The following is a 16,939-nucleotide window of genomic DNA, read 5'->3' on the forward strand; positions in this document are numbered from 1 at the left end:
ATAACAATTCAGAAACCTGATCGACGTTCACGTATGTGATTCCGACAAACCCGGCGGCAGCCGGCTCGGAATCCACTGTGGACTGTCCCGCTCACCGAAATCGTCGAACGCTTTACAACGCTCGGAACGCTGGTTTACCGTCGCTCTGGAAGCGCTCCCAGAAGGTGGAGGCCACTGTGCACACCGTCGTGCCGAAAACTCATTCCCCGTCCGCGTCCCGATCAGCGAGACGGCTCTTCGTCTCCGCGCTCGCCGTTCTCCTGCCCGCCGCCGTCGCGGTCACCCTCGGCGCGCCCGCCTCCCCGGCAGCTCCGGCCGCGGCCACCACGACGTGGCGCAACGCGGAAATCGCCGGCGGCGGGTTCGTCCCGGGGATCGTCTTCAACCAGAGCGAACCCGGGCTGGTCTACGCCCGCACCGACATCGGCGGGGCGTACCGGTGGAACACCGCCACCGGGCGCTGGCTCCCGCTGCTGGATTCCGTCGGCTGGACCGACTGGGGCCACAACGGTGTCGTCAGCCTGGCCACCGACGCGCTCGACCCGAACCGCGTCTACGTCGCCGCCGGGATGTACACCAACAGCTGGGACCCGAACAACGGCGCGGTCCTGCGCTCGGCCGACCGCGGCGCCACCTGGCAGGCGGCGGCCCTGCCGTTCAAGCTCGGCGGCAACATGCCCGGGCGCGGCATGGGGGAACGGCTCGCGATCGACCCGAACCGCAACAGCGTGCTCTACCTCGGCGCCCCCAGCGGCAACGGGCTCTGGCGCAGCACGGACTCCGGCGTCACCTGGGCGAAGGTGACCGCCTTCCCCAACCCCGGCACCTACGTCCCCGACCCGAACGACACGACGGGGTACTCCAGCGACAACGAGGGCGTCACCTGGGTGACGTTCGACCCGTCGACCGGCACCCGCGGCAGCACCACGCAGACGATCTACGTCGGCGTCGCGGACAAGCAGAACACCGTCTACCGCAGCACCGACGGCGGCACGACGTGGGCGCGGCTGCCCGGCCAGCCCACCGGCTACCTGGCGCACAAGGGCGTTCTCGACAGCGCCGGCGGCTACCTCTACCTGGCGACCAGTGACACCGGCGGCCCGTACGACGGCGCGAAGGGCGACGTCTGGAAGTACGCCACGAAGACCGGGACCTGGACGCGGATCAGCCCGATCCCCTCCGACAGCGCCGACGACTACTTCGGCTACAGCGGGCTGACGATCGACCGGCAGCACCCCACCACGCTGGTGGTCGCCACGCAGGTGTCGTGGTGGCCGGACGTCATCTTCTTCCGCAGCACCGACGGCGGCGCCACCTGGACCCGCATCTGGGACTTCTCGAGCTACCCGGACCGGTCGCTGCGGTACACCCAGGACATCTCCGCGGTGCCGTGGCTGACCTTCGGCGCGCAGCCCGCTCCCCCGGTGCCTTCGCCGAAGCTCGGCTGGATGACCGAGTCGGTGGAGATCGACCCGTTCGACTCCGACCACCTGCTCTACGGCACCGGCGCGACGATCTACGGCACGTCCGACCTGACGAAGTGGGACAGCGGCGGGAAGATCACGATCAAGCCGGTCGTCGGCGGTCTCGAGGAGACCGCGGTGCTCGACCTGATCAGCCCGCCGTCGGGCGCGCCGCTGCTGTCCGGACTCGGTGACATCGGCGGGTTCCGGCACGACAGCCTCGACACCGTCCCGGCCACGATGTACACGCAGCCGGTGTTCACCACGACCACGAGCCTCGACTACGCCGAGCTTTCGCCGTCGACGATCGTGCGCACCGGCACGCTCGACCGGTCCGCGCGGCCGAACGACAACCGGATCGCCTTCTCCACCGACGGCGGCAAGAACTGGTTCCAGGGCGCCGAGCCGGGCGGCAACGCCAGTGGCGGCACGGTGGCCGCGGCCGCCGACGGCAGCCGGTTCGTCTGGAGCCCGGACGGCGCGAACGTCAGCTACTCGGCCGGCTTCGGCTCGTCGTGGACGACGTCCGCCGGCATCCCGGCGGGCGCGGTGGTCGAGTCCGACCGGGTCGACCCGAAGCGGTTCTACGGGTTCGCGGCGGGCCGGTTCTACGTCAGCACCGACGGCGGGGCGCAGTTCACCGCGACCGCGGCGACCGGGCTGCCGTCCGGCTCCGCGCACTTCAAAGCGATGCCGGGCGTGGCCGGGGACGTCTGGCTGGCCGGTGGCACCGGCTCGGCGTACGGTCTGTGGCACTCGACCGACTCCGGCGCGTCCTTCACGAAACTGGCGAACGTCGCCGAAGCCGACAACATCGGGTTCGGCAAGGCCGCTCCGGGCCGGACGTATGCGACGTTATACACGATCGCGAAGATCAGCGGGGTGCGCGGGATCTTCCGGTCGGACGACGCGGGCGGTTCGTGGACGCGGATCAACGACGACCAGCACCAGTACGGCAACATCGGGGCGGCGCTGACCGGGGACCCGCGGGTGTACGGCCGGGTCTACGTGGGCACGAACGGCCGCGGCGTGATCGTGGGCGAGTCCGGGGGCACCCAGCCACCGCCGACCACGACCACCACGACTCCGACCACCACCACGACACCGACCACCACGACTCCGACGACGACCACGACATCGGTGCCGTCGGGCTCGTGCACGGCGGCCTACACGGTCACCAACCAGTGGCAGGGCGGCTTCCAGGCGTCGGTGAAGGTGGGCAACACGGGCACGGCGGCGGTGACCGGGTGGACGGTGACGTGGACGTTCGCCGACGGCCAGAAGGTGACGCAGGCGTGGAACGCGCAGGTCACCCAGACCAGCGCGGCGGTGACCGCCCTGGACGCGGGCTGGAACAAGACCATTCCCGCCGGCGGGAGCGCCGAGTTCGGCTTCACCGGGAGTTCGGGGATGGTGAACTCCCGGCCGGCGGCGATCTCGCTCAACGGGCGGCCCTGCACGACCTCGTGATGCGACCCGGGGTGCCACCGGGCAGGTGGTGGCACCCCGGACGCGTCCAACGCGCGGGCGAAGGGGGTTTCAACCCACCCCCAGGCGGTTGAAACCCCCTCCCCGCGCCCCCAGTCCGGGGGCAACCGCCCGAGCAGCCGCAGCCTGCTCGGGCGACGTCCCCGGTGCACTCCACTCTCCCCGTTGCCGATGGCGACCGCCATTCCTGCCCAAAGGGGACTTTTTCGCCCGGCCACCACCCCGCTGAGCTGCGGAAACACCCTCCGGAGGTACCGAAAATACCCACCCGGGACGGCAAAACTTACCCGGCGGGCAGCGGCGGCTCAGGCGCTCTCCAGCACGACCTTCCCCACGTGGGTGCCCGACTCCAGGTGCTTGAGCGCCTCGGCCACCTCGTCGAAGGCGAACCGGCGGTCGATCACCGGCTTCAGGCCGGTCCGCTCGATCGCCCGGTTCATCGACTGGAACGTCTCGCGGGAGGCGTTGGTGAGCCCGCGCAGGGTCAGCTGCTTGACCAGCACCAGGATCGGGTCGGCGCCGCCCTCGTGGGTCAGGACGCCGGTGACGCTCACGTGGCCGCCGTAGCGCGCGGCGAGCATCGACTGGCCGATCGTGCCGCCGCCGCCCACGTCGACGACGTGGTCGACGCCGCCGCCGGTCCGGGCGGCCACCGCCGGGCCCCACTCCGGGGTGGTCGCGTGGTTGAGCGTCTCGGCGGCGCCGAGCGCGCGCAGCCGCTCGAGCTTCTCGTCGGAGCTGGAGGTCGAGACGACGTGGGCGCCGCCGAGCGCGGCGAACTGCAGCGCGAACGTGGACAGGCCGCCGCTGCCGAGGGTGAGCACCGTCTGGCCCGGGACCAGCCGGCCCTCCTCGACGACCGCCCGCCACGCCGTCACACCCGCGCTGGGCAGCGTGGCGGCTTCGGCGTAGTCGAGGTGCCCCGGCACCGCGACCAGGCCGTCAGCCGGGAAAACGGCGTACTCGGCGAGCACGCCGTCGAGCGTGCCGCCCAGGTCGTCCGCGGTCTTCTCCGGCGTGCCAGGACCGGACAGCCAGTCCGGGAAGTAGGTCGCCGCCACCCGGTCCCCCGCGGCCCACTCCGGCACGCCGGGTCCCACCGCGACCACCTCGCCGGCGCCGTCGGACAGCGGGATCACGTCCGGCTTCACCGGCTTCGGGTAGAAGCCCTTGAGGATCATCAGGTCACGGGCGTTGACCGCCCACCCGCGCATCCGGACCAGGACCTGCCCCGGACCGGGTTCGGGTACGTCGCGCTCGCCCAGGACGAGCCCGGCGCCGGGACGCGGCAGGGAGAAGAACTTCACAGCGGCTCCAAGGGGTCGGGAAGACTCATCGACGAGGCCAGTGTGTCGAAGTCGCGAGCTCCCCGTCGACGATCGCCAGCAGTTCCGGGGTCAGTTCGCCGGGCGACGCGGCGAAGTGCCGGACCCCGGCCGCCGCCATGAACTCCCGTTGCCGCGCGTGGGCGGGGCTCGACGGGAAGCCGACGAACCCGGCACCGTGCGCGCGAGCGTCCTCGGCGACCCGGCTGACGTCGTCGACGAACACGATCTCGTCGAAGGCGACGCCGAACACGGTCCGCGCGATGTGCGCCACACCCGGCCGGTGCTCGTTGATGCTCACGTACGGCACTTCGGCGTCGAAGAGGTCCACCAGGTCGCCGAGGTGGTGGTCGAAGGTGTGCTCCCGCGTCCGGCCGCCGTAGCAGACCAGCCGCACCGGCAGCTTCGCCAGCGCCTCCAGGCAGTCCCGGACCCCTGCGGCCACCCGGATCGGGTGCTCGGCCAGGTACTCCTGCCGCGCGGCCCACAGCTGCTTCAGCGTCTCCTCGGCCGGCTGGTCCAGCCCGCAGAGCCGGGTGATCTTCTCGGCCACGACGATGTCGCGCAGCCCGATCACGTCCCGCTCCGCCGCGGCGTCGTACACCCCGCCGTGGGCGGTGACGAACCGGGCGATCATCGCCAGGTAGGTGTCGTCGATGAGCACGCCGTCGCAGTCGAGCGCGACCACGCGCAGCTTCCGGAACGCGCTCACCGCTGCGCGAACACTTCCCGCGCGGCCGCGATGGCGTTGAGCGCGGCCGGGAAGCCGCAGTAGAAGGCCAGGTGCAGCACGGTTTCCACGACTTCGCGCTCGGTGCCGCCGACGTTGAGCAGGCCGTGGATGTGCACCTTCAGCTGCGGCAGCGCGGTGCCCAGCGCGACGCACGCGGCGATCGTGACGATCTCGCGGTGGCGCAGGCTCAGGTGCGGCCGGGAGTAGATCTCGCCGAAGGTGAACTCGACGATGTAGGTCGCCAGGTCGGGCGCGATGTCCCGCAGGCCTTCGGCGACCTTCTCCCCTGCTTCGCCGTCGACGGCCTTCATCGCGGCCAAACCGCGCTCGTAGCGGTCTTCGATGCCCGCCCACGGCAGTTCACCGGCCTCTTCGGACGGTGCGGGTTCCTCGGCGGGCAGGCCGTCGAAGGCCGCCTTGAGCGCCGTCAGCGCGTTGAGCGTGGCCGGGAACCCGGCGAACGAGCTGACGTGGATCACCGCCTCGACCAGCTGGCGGCGGGTGCAGCCGACGTTGAGCGCGGCCTTGGCGTGGAACTGCAGCTGCGACCCCGCGTAGCCCAGTGCGGTGAGCGCGGCGACGGTGGCCAGCTGGCGCTCCGGCAGCGGCAGGCCGGGCCGGTGGTAGACGTCGCCGTAGATGAAGCCGACGCACTGCTCGCCGAACTCGGCCTCCCCGATGCTCTCGAACAGGTCCAGCACGGCGGGCCGGTCGGCCCCGCCGAGCTGCTGGATGAGTTTCAGGCCCTGTGCGAAGGACGCGGCGCGGTCCTGCTGCTGCAGGTCGGACATCGTGAGGTGGTTTCCCTTCCGGTGTGGACTTCAGCCGAGGTAGCCCGCGGTGGCCTGGTCGGCCTTGCGGCGTTCGAGGGTGTCGATGCGCCCCTGCGCGATCATCGAGTACTCGATGCCGGCGGTGGCGACGGTGCGGCCCTGCTGGCGCACCGACGTCGTGGCGCGGAACTTGAGGTTGGTCTCCCGCTCGAGTCCGGATTCGACGATCAGCGACTCGACGGTGGCCGGCAGCGGGAACAGGAAGTCCTGGAAGGACAGATCGATCCGCTTCCACACCCCGGCGTACGCGGCCGGGGCGAGGCCGGGGCGGATCGCGGTCTCGAACTGCGCGATGCAGATCTGGCGCATCGCCTCGATGATCACGATGCCCTGCACGTGTTCGCCGGTGTGGTGGTCGAGGACGAGCTCGTTGTCGCGGTGGATCCGCAGCTCGGCCCGGCAGTGCGTGGGCGTGGGGCTGTGCACCGCGGCGAGCAGGACGTTCTCCGGACGGCTCTTGTGGACGACGCCGGGCGGTTCGGGCGGCAGCCGGAAGGCGTCCGGATCCGCCAGCCGCACGACACCTTCGGTCTTCTCGCAGGCGGCTTCGAGCAGGTCGCCGTCGGTGACGTCGATGCCCTGGCCGTAGTGGACGACCCAGGGCCCGCCCGGCGCGGCGAGCCCGCCGGAGTCGAGCAGGGCCAGCAGGTCCGACAGGGTGAACACCCGGTCGTCGCGGGCGAACTGCGCGAAGCGGTCGGCGACCACGACGACGTCCCGCCGGGTGCCGCCGTCACCCGGCCCGGCCTCCTCGCACGGGGTTCGCGGGCAGGAGACATCGTGCGGTGCCACCACGGGCGCCTCCGTCCGGATCCGATCTGGCGTCACGGCCGCGCCGAGGCGTGGGCGTCCAGGAGTGCTTCGGCGAGGTTGCGGGCCGTCGTGGCCGAGCGCCAGCGCGGCCCGGACAGTTCCGTGGCCATCAGCTTGAGCATGGCACGCACCATGTCCGGCTGCTTGCCGACCCCGGCGTCCAGCAGCGGTTCGACCTGCGCGGCGGCGCCTTCGAGGTCGTCGAGCCGCAGGTGGGCGCGGCCGGTGTCGATCCGGATCATCGGATCCATGGCTTCCCAGCGGTTTTCCAGCGACAGCCCCTCGAAGGCCTCGCGGGCGGTGGTGAACTCGCGCAGCGCGGCGGCGGCCTGCCCGACCGAAAGCAGCGAGTTGCCCGCCATGTAGTGGCGCCGGTCCTTCGTGATGTTGAAGAAGCTGTCCTCGCCGCCGGCCCCGAGGTCCGGGTCTTCGATGGCCGTCCAGCGCGCGATCGCGTCCAGCACCTGGCCCTCGGCCTGCACCGACGACCAGCCGCGGGCTTCGGCGAGGATGAGCGGGGCGTCGGTGAGGCGCCCGCCCGCCTGGTAGTTGAGCCCGTCCGCGGCGAGCTTCGCGGACTCGACGCCGTGCCCGGCCCAGAACGCCACCCTGGCCTGGGACGTGCGCACCCAGCGCCGGGCCAGGAAGTCGTCGGCGTACTGGGTGTAGAGCCAGGCGGCGGAGTTGAGTTCGCGGGAGAGCCGGTAGCGGCCGAGGTCGCCGGCGATCCAGGCCATCATCGCGCTCGACTTCGCCCCGATGAGCAGGAGGTCCTGGGTCTGCTTCGGCCGCTGCCTGCCCTTGAGCAGGGCCGTGGTCCGCTCCTCGATCACGGCGAGCTGGGCGAGGATCGAGTCGGGCGCGGTGCGGGTGTAGGCGCCGCCCAGGAAGTCGAGGTCCGCCCACAGGTCGTCGAGCTGGACGTCGTCCACGTTGGTCTTCGTGAGCAGGATCGCGTCGTCGAGGGCGTCGCCGCCGATCTCCTCGTCCCCGCGGGCGTCCACGCGGACGAGGGTGCGGGCCGGCGACGGCGGGGGCCCGGCCGGCGCGACCGGGGCGGTGTCGGCGTGGTACTCGGCGAGGTCCTTGGCAGGCAGCTGTTCCAGGTCACGCAGCCCGAGCAGGCACTTCCAGCTGGTGCCGTAGACCTGGGCCAGCACCCGCAGCGCCGCGACGGTGGGCCGCACGCCGCGTTCGGGCCACTGCTCGTACTCCCAGATCCGCGTGCCGCGCATGCCCGCGCGGGGGTCTCCGGTGACGGCGTTGTACTGGTGCGCCGCGACGTCGAGGGAGAGCTCCGAAGCCAGCCGCCACGCGGTGCGCGGCGGGATCCCGCACTCGACGACCAGGTTCTTGGCCACCTGGGCCGGGATCGCCTCCTCGGGGAAGCCCAGTGCGGTCAGCCGCTCCCGCAGCTGCGCGCGGTAGGGCTTACTGCCTGGCTTGGCCTGTCGACTCATCGTTCATCCAACGATTTCCGGAGTACGGGAGCACGCTCACGACCCTACCGCAGCGTCACCCAGGGGGCCCAGGTCGTCACGGGGCGGGAACCCCCGCGGTTGGCGAGAGGTTGAGGCCGCAACGAGGATTTCCGGGCTACCGGCCTCGGCGAGCGGCTGAGAGCGCTCCCAATATCGGCTTCCGGGGACCCCTCGTGTGATCTTGTCGCGGATTTCCGGAATCCACCCCAACGGAGGCGTCCGGCCGCGCGCAGCGGTGGCGCAGCGCTACCGCGAGATGTCCGGCCTCCCAACGGCTTCGGCCGTTCAGGAGCGTTCAGTGCCGCCGCCGGGCGTCCCGGCTGCGGAAAACGGACCACCGGATCGGCCGGCGTCCGGGTCGGACTTTACAACCACGACACGCCGGGGTTACCTTTCCGGCGGCTGGAAGCGCTCCCATGCCAGGTCGCCTCGCCAGAACGCGGCCACCAACCAGGGGCGTCGTGGTGCAGGCCACGGCGCCCCTGTCCGCGTCCGGAGGAGGAGCCCATCCATGAACAGGTTCGCCGGCGCCCTCGCCGCGCTCTGCCTCGCCGCGGCGGGCACCACCGCGATCGTCCTGGCCGGGCCGGCCGCCGCCGCGCCCGCGTGCTCGGTCGCCTACCGCGTCAACCAGTGGCAGAGCGGCTACACCGCCGACATCACGGTGACCAACGGCGCCACCGCGGTCTCCTCCTGGGCGCTCACCTGGCACTACGGCGGCACCCAGACCGTCACGTCCGCCTGGAACGCCACCGTCCGGCAGACCGGGACCGCCGTCACCGCGCAGAACCTGTCCTACAACGGCGCGGTGCCCGCCGGCGGCACGGTGTCGTTCGGCCTCCAGGGCACCTACAGCGGGACGAACGCCACGCCGACGGACTTCGCGCTCAACGGCGTTTCGTGCGGCGACCCCGCTCCCCCGACCTCGACCACGCCGACGACCACCACTTCCACCACGCCGACGACCACTCCGACCACGCCCACCACGACGACGTCGGGGCCGCCGCCCGCGGGCTGCACGGGTGCGGCGATCTGCGACGACTTCGAGCAGCAGACCGGCAGCACCCCTGGCGGCCGCTGGACCGTCGGCGCGGCCAACTGCCAGGGCACCGGCACGGTCGCCGTCGACACCTCGGTCGCGCACTCCGGCGGCCGGTCGGTCAAGGTCACCGGCCAGGGCGGCTACTGCAACCACGCGTTCCTGGGCACCAGCCTCTCCGGCTTCGGCTCCGGCCCGCTGTTCGGGCGGTTCTGGGTCCGGCACACCACGCCGCTGCCGACCGGGCACGTGGCGTTCATGGCGCTGCGGGACACCGCGGACGGCGGCCGCGACCTGCGGGCCGGCGGCCAGAACCGGGCGCTGCAGTGGAACCGCGAGTCCGACGACGCCACGCTGCCCGCGCAGAGCCCGGCCGGGGTGGCCCAGAGCGTCCCGCTGGCGACCGGCACGTGGTCGTGCTTCGAGTTCGAGGTCGACGGCAGCGCGGGCAGGCTGCGCACTTGGCTCGACTCGGCCGAGGTGCCCGGCCTGGTGGTGGACGGCGTCCCGACCCAGGACATCGACCAGCAGTGGCTGGCCAAGTCCTGGCACCCGGCACTGGCCGACCTCCGCCTGGGCTGGGAGAGCTACGCCGGCGACGCGGACACGCTGTGGTTCGACGACGTGGCAGTGGGCAGCTCGCGGATCGGCTGCTGACCGGCCCTGCGCACCGGGCTGCGTGGCCGGCGCGCGCCCGCTCAGCAGCCCGGCCGGGGTCCTCGGCCACGCGCCGGTGGGCCCGCGCGTTGGCTGCCGACCGGCTCTGCTCATCGAGCCGCCGCGCCGCTCACCGGCGAGCAGCCCGCCGGGCGGAACCCGGCCGCACGCGGATCGGCTACCGGCCGAGGATCCGCTCGATCTCCGCCAGCTCCTCGTCGGCGAACTCCAGGTTCGCCGTGGCCGCGACCGTGTTCTCCAGCTGCGCGACACTGCTCGCCCCGATCAGCGCCGACGTGACCCGGCCGCCGCGCAGTACCCAGGCGATGGCCAGCTGGGCCAGCGTCTGCCCGCGCCGCTTGGCGACGTCGTTCAGCGCGCGGACCGTCGCCAGCGTGTCCTCGGTCAGGCGGTCGCTGGTCAGGAACGGGCTGGCGCCCGCCGCGCGGGAGTCGGCCGGTACGCCGTCCAGGTAGCGGTCGGTCAGCAGGCCCTGGCTCAGCGGCGAGTACGCGATCGAGCCGACTCCGTGCGTGTCGAGGGTGTCCAGCAGGCCGTCCTCGACCCAGCGGTCCAGCATCGAATACCGCGGCTGGTGGATCAGCAGCGGCGTGCCCAGCTCCTTCAGCGCGGCGAGCGCCGCCTCCGTCTGCTCGGCCGAGTAGTTCGAGATGCCCGCGTACCGCGCCTTGCCCGAGCGCACCGCCGTGTCGAGCGCGCCCATCGTCTCTTCGATCGGCGTTTCCGGGTCCGGGCGGTGCGAGTAGAAGATGTCGAAGTGGTCCAGCCCGGTGCGCGCCAGGCTCTGGTCGAGGCTCGCCAGCAGGTTCTTGCGGGAGCCCCATTCGCCGTACGGGCCGTCCCACATCAGGTAGCCCGCCTTGGACGACACCAGGATCTCGTCGCGGTACGGGCGGAAGTCGGCGGCGAAGTGCCGCCCGAAGTTGGCTTCGGCCGAGCCCGGCGGCGGGCCGTAGTTGTTGGCCAGGTCGAAGTGCGTCACGCCGAGGTCGAACGCCCGGCGCAGCACGGCCCGCTGGACGTCGAGGGGCTTGTCGTCCCCGAAGTTGTGCCACAGGCCGAGCGACACCGCGGGCAGCTTCAGCCCGCTGCGCCCGGCCCGCCGGTAGGGCATGTCCGCGTACCGGTCTTCGGCCGCGACGAAAGGCGACATGGTTCTCCTAGTCGGGAAAGGGGACGGCGAACGCAGTCTAGCCGCGCGCGAGGAGCGCGCCGGCGAACGACGCCGCGGGCGCCAGGCCGGGCAGCAGCGTCGCCTGGTAGGCGTGGTAGACGTCCGGTTTGCCGGCCCACACGGTCGCGGCGGGCCGGTTTTCCGGGTCGAGTTCGTGGTGCCACGAACCGAGTTCGCGGTCGACGAAGCAGGTTTCGGCGTGCGCGCACCACTCCTCGAAGCGGGCGAGGTACGCCGGGTCGCCGGTCGCCTGGTGCAGCGTCCACGCCGCGGCCATCGCCTCGGTGACCACCCAGTGCAGCCGGGTGCGCACCACCGGCGTCCCGGCGAAGTCGGTCGTGTAGACGAAGCCCGGCCGCCCGTCGACGGCCCAGCCGGTCCGGACGCCCGCGTCGAACAGCGCGGCCGCGTCGGGCACCAGCCACGGCGGCGCCGCGGCCCCGAGCGCGCGTCCGAGGTGGACGGCCAGCCGCGCCCATTCGAAGAGGTGCCCGACGGTCGCGCCGTACGGGCGGAACGGGTGGGCGGGCTCGGCGCGGTTGAACTCCAGCCGGACGTGCCAGCCCGGGTCGTAGTGCTCCGGGAGCAGCCAGCCGTGCGCGCGGGCTTCGCCGTGCACCAGCCGCTCCACAATGGACAGCGCACGCGCCGCCCACACCGGGTCGCCGGTGACGTCGGCGGCGGCCAGGAACGCCTCCACCGTGTGCATGTTGGCGTTCGCGCCGCGGTAGTCCTCCAGCCGCGTCCAGCCGCGGTCCCAGACGTCGGCGACGAGCCCGGCCTCGGGTTCCCAGAACCGGCGTTCGACGGTTTCCAGCGCCTCCTCCAGCAGGGGCCGCGCCCCTTCGGCACCGGCCGCGGCCGCGCTCGCGGCCGCCAGCACGACGAACGCGTGCTCGTAGGCGCGCTTTTCGGCGAGCGCCGTGGAGGCGTACCAGCCGCCGTGCTCGTGGTCCCGCAGCGGGCCGGTGAGCGCCGCGACGCCGTGGGCGACCAGCTCGTGGGTGTCCGCGCCGCCGAGCGAGGCCAGCGCGAAGACGTGCGTCATCCGGCAGGTGATCCAGGTTTCGACGGGCCGGTCGAGCACCGGCCGCCCGGCGTCGTCGAGCCAGGCGAATCCGCCACCGGGGTGCACCGCGCCGCGGGCGAACCCGAGCAGCCGGGCGGGTTCGGCGCGCACCCAGGCGGGAACCGAAGACGGACTGTCCACTCTCTGCCTTTCGCCACGGCCCGCCCGGTCGAGGAGCCCCCGCCAACGTAGGGCAAGGCACCCGCCCCGGCCATCGCGGGCTGTTCCGGAAGTGACCGCCGCCGCGTATCCTGACCTTGGAAGCGCTCCCAGTCTTCGACGCACGCAACCCAATGAAGGGACTGACGTGACCAGGAGACGAAGTACCATCCTCGCCGCCGTCACCGTGCTGCTGGCGAGCCTGACCGCCATCCTGCTGAACACCGGCACGGCCGAGGCGCACGGTGCCATGATGAAACCGGGCAGCCGGACCTTCCTGTGCTGGCAGGACGGCCTCAGCTCGACCGGCGAGATCAAGCCGCAGAACCCGGCCTGCGCGGCCGCGGTCGCCGTCAGCGGCGCCAACTCGCTGTACAACTGGTTCGGCGTGCTGCGCTCGGACGGCGCCGGGCGCACGCGGGGGTTCATCCCCGACGGCAAGCTGTGCTCGGGCGGGAACCCGAACTACGCGGGCTTCGACGGGGTCGGCAACTGGCCGCTGACCCACCTCACCGCCGGCGCCCAGTTCGACTTCTCGTACAACGCGTGGGCCGCCCACCCGGGCTGGTTCTACACGTACGTGACCAAGGACGGCTGGAACCCGAACCAGCCGCTCACCTGGGACTCGCTGGAGGACCAGCCGTTCCTGACGATCGACCACCCGCCGGTGACCGGCCAGGTGGGCACGGTGGACGGCCAGTACAAGTGGAGCGGCGCGCTGCCGTCGAACAAGTCGGGCAGGCACATCATCTACTCGGTGTGGAAGCGCTCGGACAGCTCGGAAACCTTCTACGGCTGTTCGGACGTCACCTTCGACGGCGGGCACGGCGAGGTCACCGGCGTGAAGGACCCGGGCACCGGCACGACGACCACGCCGACGACCCCGACGACACCCACCACGCCCACGACGCCCACGACGCCGACCACGCCCACCACGCCGACGACCCCCACGACCACGACGACGATGCCGTCGGGTTCGTGCATGGCGATGTGGGAGATCACCAACACCTGGAGCGGCGGCTACCAGGCGACGGTGACGGTGATGAACCACAGCACGACGGCGTACACGAGCTGGCAGGTCGGCTGGACGCTGCCCGCCGGCCAGACGGTCGCCAGCGTGTGGAACGGCACGCTGAGCCAGTCCGGCTCGGCGGTCACGGTCCGCAACGCCGACTGGAACGGCCGCGTGGCGGCCGACGGGACGACCAGCTTCGGCCTGGTCGTGAACACGACGGGAGGCAGCGCGGCACCGTCGCCGACGTGCCAGGGCCGCTGAAGGGTCCTGATCGGACGGTCCGGGAGGGCCGCTTCGGGGGTGGTTCCCCGAAGCGGCCCTCTTGCCGCGGCCCGGGGCAGGCCCCGCGACAGCGGGGCGGTCAACCCCCGCCCGGCCGTGACCCTCGCGTGCTCGCCGCAGCCGTACTCCCCCGCACGACCAGCCCCAGCCGGAGCCCGCCCCGCGGCAGCGGGCGGCCGACCCCGCCCGGCACTCACGTGGTCGCCGGACCCGTGCTGCCGCGCGTGATCAGTTTCGGCCGGGACGTGTACACGTCCCCGGTCCGCTCCCCCGCCAGCACGTCCTGCAGCACCGAAGCCGCCAGTGCGCCCAGTTCGGCCAGGGGACGGCGGATCGCCGTCAGCGCCGGGCGGACCAGGCGGCACAGCGGGGTGTCGTCCCACGACACCACCGACACGTCCTTCGGCACCGACAAGCCGAGTTCGCGCGCGGCCGCCAGGGCCGCCACCGCGAGGTCGTCGGTGTCGCACAGCAGCGCCGTCGGGCGGGGGCGCGCCGCCAGCAGCCTGCGGACCGCGTCGGCCGAGGGCTCCGGGTGGACCGTGCCCGGGTTCGGCAGGCCGGTCGCCGCGGTGGTGAACGCCCTCCGGCGGGCCGCCGGGTCGGCGAACACGGCCACGCCGGCGACGCGGACCACGTGCCGGTGCCCCAATGCCGCGAGGTAGGCCAGCGCTTCGGCCGCGCCGGTGACGTCGTCCACCAGCACCGACGGCACGCCCGGCACCCCGCCCGGGCCGCCGAGCACCACCGCGGGCAGGCCGATCCGCACCAGTTCGGCCGCGCAGCCCGGATCGGTGAGCAGCACGCCGTCGACCCGGCGCTCGGCCCGCCAGCGGCGGTAGATGGCCAGCGCGGCCTCGCGGCCCGGCGCGACCTGCAGCAGCAACTCGCCCTCGAACCCGTCGAGCAGGGCCGGGACGAACGCCTCCAGTGACCGGTCGAGCACCAGCCCGAGCGCCCCGGACCGGCCGCCGGACAGCGCCCGCGCGGTGCTGCTCGGCGCCCACCCGAGCTCGCGGGCGATCTCGGTGATCCGCCGCCGGGTCGCCTCGGAGACGCCGGGCCTGCCGTTGAGGGCGTAGGACACCGCACCTTTGGAGACGCCGGCCTCCCTGGCGATGTCGGTGATCGTGGGACGCTTCACCGCGTCCTCCCTTCGCACGAGTACGCGCACCGGAAGCCCGGGCACCACTGGTCAGGGCGCCGGTCCGTGTCCGCGCGGACACCCGCCGTCGCGCACCTTGACACCCGCCGCACCGGGAAACGAGACTCGCCCCGGGAGCGCTCCCAGCCAACGAGGGCCGGGCGCGTGCCGTGGATGGGGAGTGCGCGAGCATGAGGCAGTTCCGGAGACCGGCGGCGTTCGCCGCCACCGTCGTCCTGCTCTTCCTGATCGGGGGGTGCGGCCCCGGCACGCCGGAGCGGATCACCCTCACGGTGGCCACCTTCGGGCAGTTCGGCTACGACGACCTGCTCCCGGGCTACGAGTTCACCCACCCCGGGCTCACCATCCGCCAGGTCAAGACCGAGGCGGGCGGGCCGTACCACCAGGACCTGCTGGCCAAGCTGCAGAAGAACGAGCCGCTGGCCGACGTCCAGGCCGTCGAGGAAGGCCACCTCGCCGACGTGCTCGCCCACGCCGACGAGTTCGCCGACCTGGGCGAGATCGGGCCGGCGGACGTGAAACCCGGCCGGTGGCTGGAGTGGAAGTACGAGGCGGGCCGCAGCAAGGACGGCAAGCTCGTCGGCTACGGCACGGACATCGGCCCACTGGCCATGTGCTACCGCAAGGACCTGCTCGAAGGCGCCGGGCTGCCGACCGACCCCGGCTCGGTGAAGACGATGTTCGCCAGCTGGGACAGCTACTTCAAGGCCGGCGAGAAGTACGTCAAGCGCTCGCACGGCAAGCCGTGGTTCGACTCCGCCGCGCAGGTCTTCAACGCCAAGGTCAACCAGCTGCCGGTCGGCTACCTCGACCGCGACAACCACCCCACGCTGGAGACGAACACCGCGCTGCGGGACGCCTGGAACCAGGTCACGACCGCGGTGAAGCAGGGGCAGTCGGCCGGGCTCACCGCCTTCGAGGACGACGGCAACAACGGCCTGCGCACCGGCGCGTTCGCGACGAAGGTCTGTCCTTCGTGGATGCTCGGCGTCATCGAACAGCAGGCCGGGGTCGGCAACGCGGGCAAGTGGGCGCTCACCGACACCTTCCCGGACGGCGGCGGCAACTGGGGCGGTTCCTTCCTCACCGTGCCCGCCTCGAGCCCGCACCAGAAGGAGGCGGCCGCGCTCGCCGCCTGGCTGACCGCGCCCGAGCAGCAGCTGCACGCGTTCCGGGTCAGCGGGAACTTCCCCAGCCAGGTCGAGGCCCTCGACTCGCCGGACCTGCTCAGCGAGATGAACGGCTACTTCGGGGGCGCGCTGAGCGGCCAGGTGTTCGTCGCGCAGGCCCGCAAGGTCGGGAAACCGCAGTACAAGGGGCCCGGCGACGGCAAGATCCAGGAGACGGTGATCGCGCCGGGGCTCAGGGCGGTCGAGCAGGGCGCCGACCCGGCCGCCGTCTGGCAGCAGGTGCTGGTCGGGGTGCACCAGCTCGTCCCCTGACCGCGAACCCGTTCGCCGCGGGCGGGCGGAGCGGGCAGGGTGGACAGGGTGGACAGCATGCTCACTCCCCTGCCCCCGCCCTGGCAGCACCACACGATCCGGCACCCCGACCCGGAGGACCACCTCGCGGTGCTGGCCGTCCTCGACGAGTGGTGGGGCGGCCTCGGCGGCGAGGCGGGCTCTCGGCAGCGGGCGCTGCTGCTGCCGAAGCTGATGTTCCAGCACTTCACCCACGGCAGCTTCCTGGTGACGGCGGACGACCGGGTCGTCGCGTTCCTGATCGGGTTCCTCTCGCCGTCGCGGCCGGCCGAGAGCTACATCCACTTCGTCGGCGTCGAGCCCGCCGAACGCGGCCGTGGCCTGGGCGCGGCGCTGTACGAGCGCTTCTTCGCCTACAGCGCCGAGCACGGTCGCTCGGTGGTGCGGGCGATCACTTCGCCGGAGAACAAGGGTTCGCACGCGTTCCACACCCGGATGGGGTTCGTCACCGAACCAGGGCCGAAGGAGTTCGAAGGCCGGCCGGTCCAGCCCGACTACGACGGGCCGGGCCTGGACCGGCTGAGTTTCCGCAAGGACCTCGGCTGAGGCCGCAGGCGGGGCCACGTGCGGGACCCGGCCCGGGGTCTTCTCCGTGAAGACGCACCGGGCCGGGTCCCGTCGTCCCGCCCCGCGCCGGTCAGGCGGCGCGGTCGGCCATCTCGCCACAGGCGGACAAGGAAGCGACGGCGACGAGCGCCAGCGCGCTGACGACCAGCGGCCGGATACGGTTCATGACGTTCT

The 16,939-nt window shown here is 72.5% G+C and carries 13 protein-coding genes; 5 read left to right on the top strand and 8 right to left on the bottom strand.

All coding sequences use genetic code 11. From position 1 onward, the window contains the following. The first annotated feature begins 176 nt into the window (after positions 1-176). Entirely contained in the window at positions 177-2,933 is a 2,757-nt protein-coding gene (locus ABZX11_RS26945; RefSeq protein ID WP_354917824.1) for a cellulose binding domain-containing protein, read from the top strand. Between the two features lie 323 nt (positions 2,934-3,256). On the opposite strand, the gene ABZX11_RS26950 is transcribed toward ABZX11_RS26945, so the two are convergent. From ABZX11_RS26950 to ABZX11_RS26970, 5 genes are read right to left on the bottom strand one after another with little or no spacing between them, the layout of a single operon-like run. Further along, positions 3,257-4,258, bottom strand: a complete 1,002-nt coding sequence (locus ABZX11_RS26950) for an NAD(P)-dependent alcohol dehydrogenase (protein WP_176177547.1) — start codon at positions 4,256-4,258, stop codon at positions 3,257-3,259. Positions 4,259-4,283: 25 nt separating this feature from the next. Next, positions 4,284-4,988 (bottom strand): HAD family hydrolase, encoded by a 705-nt coding sequence (locus ABZX11_RS26955; RefSeq protein ID WP_176177546.1) that lies wholly within the window; start codon positions 4,986-4,988, stop codon positions 4,284-4,286. Further along, positions 4,985-5,800 (bottom strand): carboxymuconolactone decarboxylase family protein, encoded by an 816-nt coding sequence (locus tag ABZX11_RS26960; RefSeq protein ID WP_176177545.1) that lies wholly within the window; start codon positions 5,798-5,800, stop codon positions 4,985-4,987. Before ABZX11_RS26960 ends, ABZX11_RS26955 begins: the two co-directional genes overlap by 4 nt. A 30-nt stretch (positions 5,801-5,830) precedes the next feature. Continuing rightward, the gene (locus ABZX11_RS26965; RefSeq protein WP_354917829.1) at positions 5,831-6,637 is read right to left on the bottom strand and encodes an AfsA-related hotdog domain-containing protein; all 807 of its coding nucleotides are present in this window, start codon (positions 6,635-6,637) and stop codon (positions 5,831-5,833) included. Between the two features lie 29 nt (positions 6,638-6,666). After that, positions 6,667-8,115 (bottom strand): hypothetical protein, encoded by a 1,449-nt coding sequence (locus ABZX11_RS26970; protein ID WP_354917832.1) that lies wholly within the window; start codon positions 8,113-8,115, stop codon positions 6,667-6,669. A gap of 532 nt (positions 8,116-8,647) precedes the next feature. Here ABZX11_RS26970 and ABZX11_RS26975 point away from each other — a divergent pair. Then, positions 8,648-9,832 carry a cellulose-binding domain-containing protein gene (locus tag ABZX11_RS26975; RefSeq protein ID WP_354917835.1) on the top strand — a complete coding sequence of 395 codons (1,185 nt, stop codon included), beginning with the start codon at positions 8,648-8,650 and terminating at the stop codon, positions 9,830-9,832. A gap of 178 nt (positions 9,833-10,010) precedes the next feature. Here ABZX11_RS26975 and ABZX11_RS26980 read toward each other — a convergent pair whose 3' ends face one another. Together ABZX11_RS26980 and ABZX11_RS26985 are read right to left on the bottom strand one after the other, a co-directional pair. Beyond that, entirely contained in the window at positions 10,011-11,006 is a 996-nt protein-coding gene (locus tag ABZX11_RS26980; RefSeq protein WP_354917838.1) for an aldo/keto reductase, read from the bottom strand. Between the two features lie 37 nt (positions 11,007-11,043). Next, complete coding sequence (locus ABZX11_RS26985; RefSeq protein WP_354917841.1) at positions 11,044-12,237, bottom strand: AGE family epimerase/isomerase; 1,194 nt, start codon at positions 12,235-12,237, stop codon at positions 11,044-11,046. 166 nt (positions 12,238-12,403) lie between these two features. On the opposite strand from ABZX11_RS26985, the gene ABZX11_RS26990 reads away from it, so the two are divergent. Continuing rightward, a complete protein-coding gene (locus ABZX11_RS26990) occupies positions 12,404-13,531 on the top strand; it encodes a lytic polysaccharide monooxygenase (RefSeq protein WP_254897400.1) in 1,128 nt (375 codons plus the stop codon). A 214-nt stretch (positions 13,532-13,745) separates the two neighbouring features. Here the strand turns inward: ABZX11_RS26990 and ABZX11_RS26995 are convergent, their stop codons facing one another. Next, entirely contained in the window at positions 13,746-14,696 is a 951-nt protein-coding gene (locus ABZX11_RS26995) for a LacI family DNA-binding transcriptional regulator (protein WP_354917844.1), read from the bottom strand. A 191-nt stretch (positions 14,697-14,887) separates the two neighbouring features. On the opposite strand from ABZX11_RS26995, the gene ABZX11_RS27000 reads away from it, so the two are divergent. Together ABZX11_RS27000 and ABZX11_RS27005 are read left to right on the top strand one after the other, a co-directional pair. Continuing rightward, on the top strand, positions 14,888-16,159 hold the full coding sequence (locus ABZX11_RS27000; RefSeq protein WP_176177540.1) for an ABC transporter substrate-binding protein: 1,272 nt from the start codon (positions 14,888-14,890) through the stop codon (positions 16,157-16,159). 57 nt (positions 16,160-16,216) lie between these two features. Further along, on the top strand, positions 16,217-16,744 hold the full coding sequence (locus tag ABZX11_RS27005; protein ID WP_354917847.1) for a GNAT family N-acetyltransferase: 528 nt from the start codon (positions 16,217-16,219) through the stop codon (positions 16,742-16,744). The last annotated feature ends 195 nt before the right edge of the window (positions 16,745-16,939 follow it).

Origin of the sequence: Amycolatopsis sp. NPDC004169, assembly GCF_040610315.1 — a bacterium.
In the GTDB taxonomy this organism is placed as follows: domain Bacteria; phylum Actinomycetota; class Actinomycetes; order Mycobacteriales; family Pseudonocardiaceae; genus Amycolatopsis.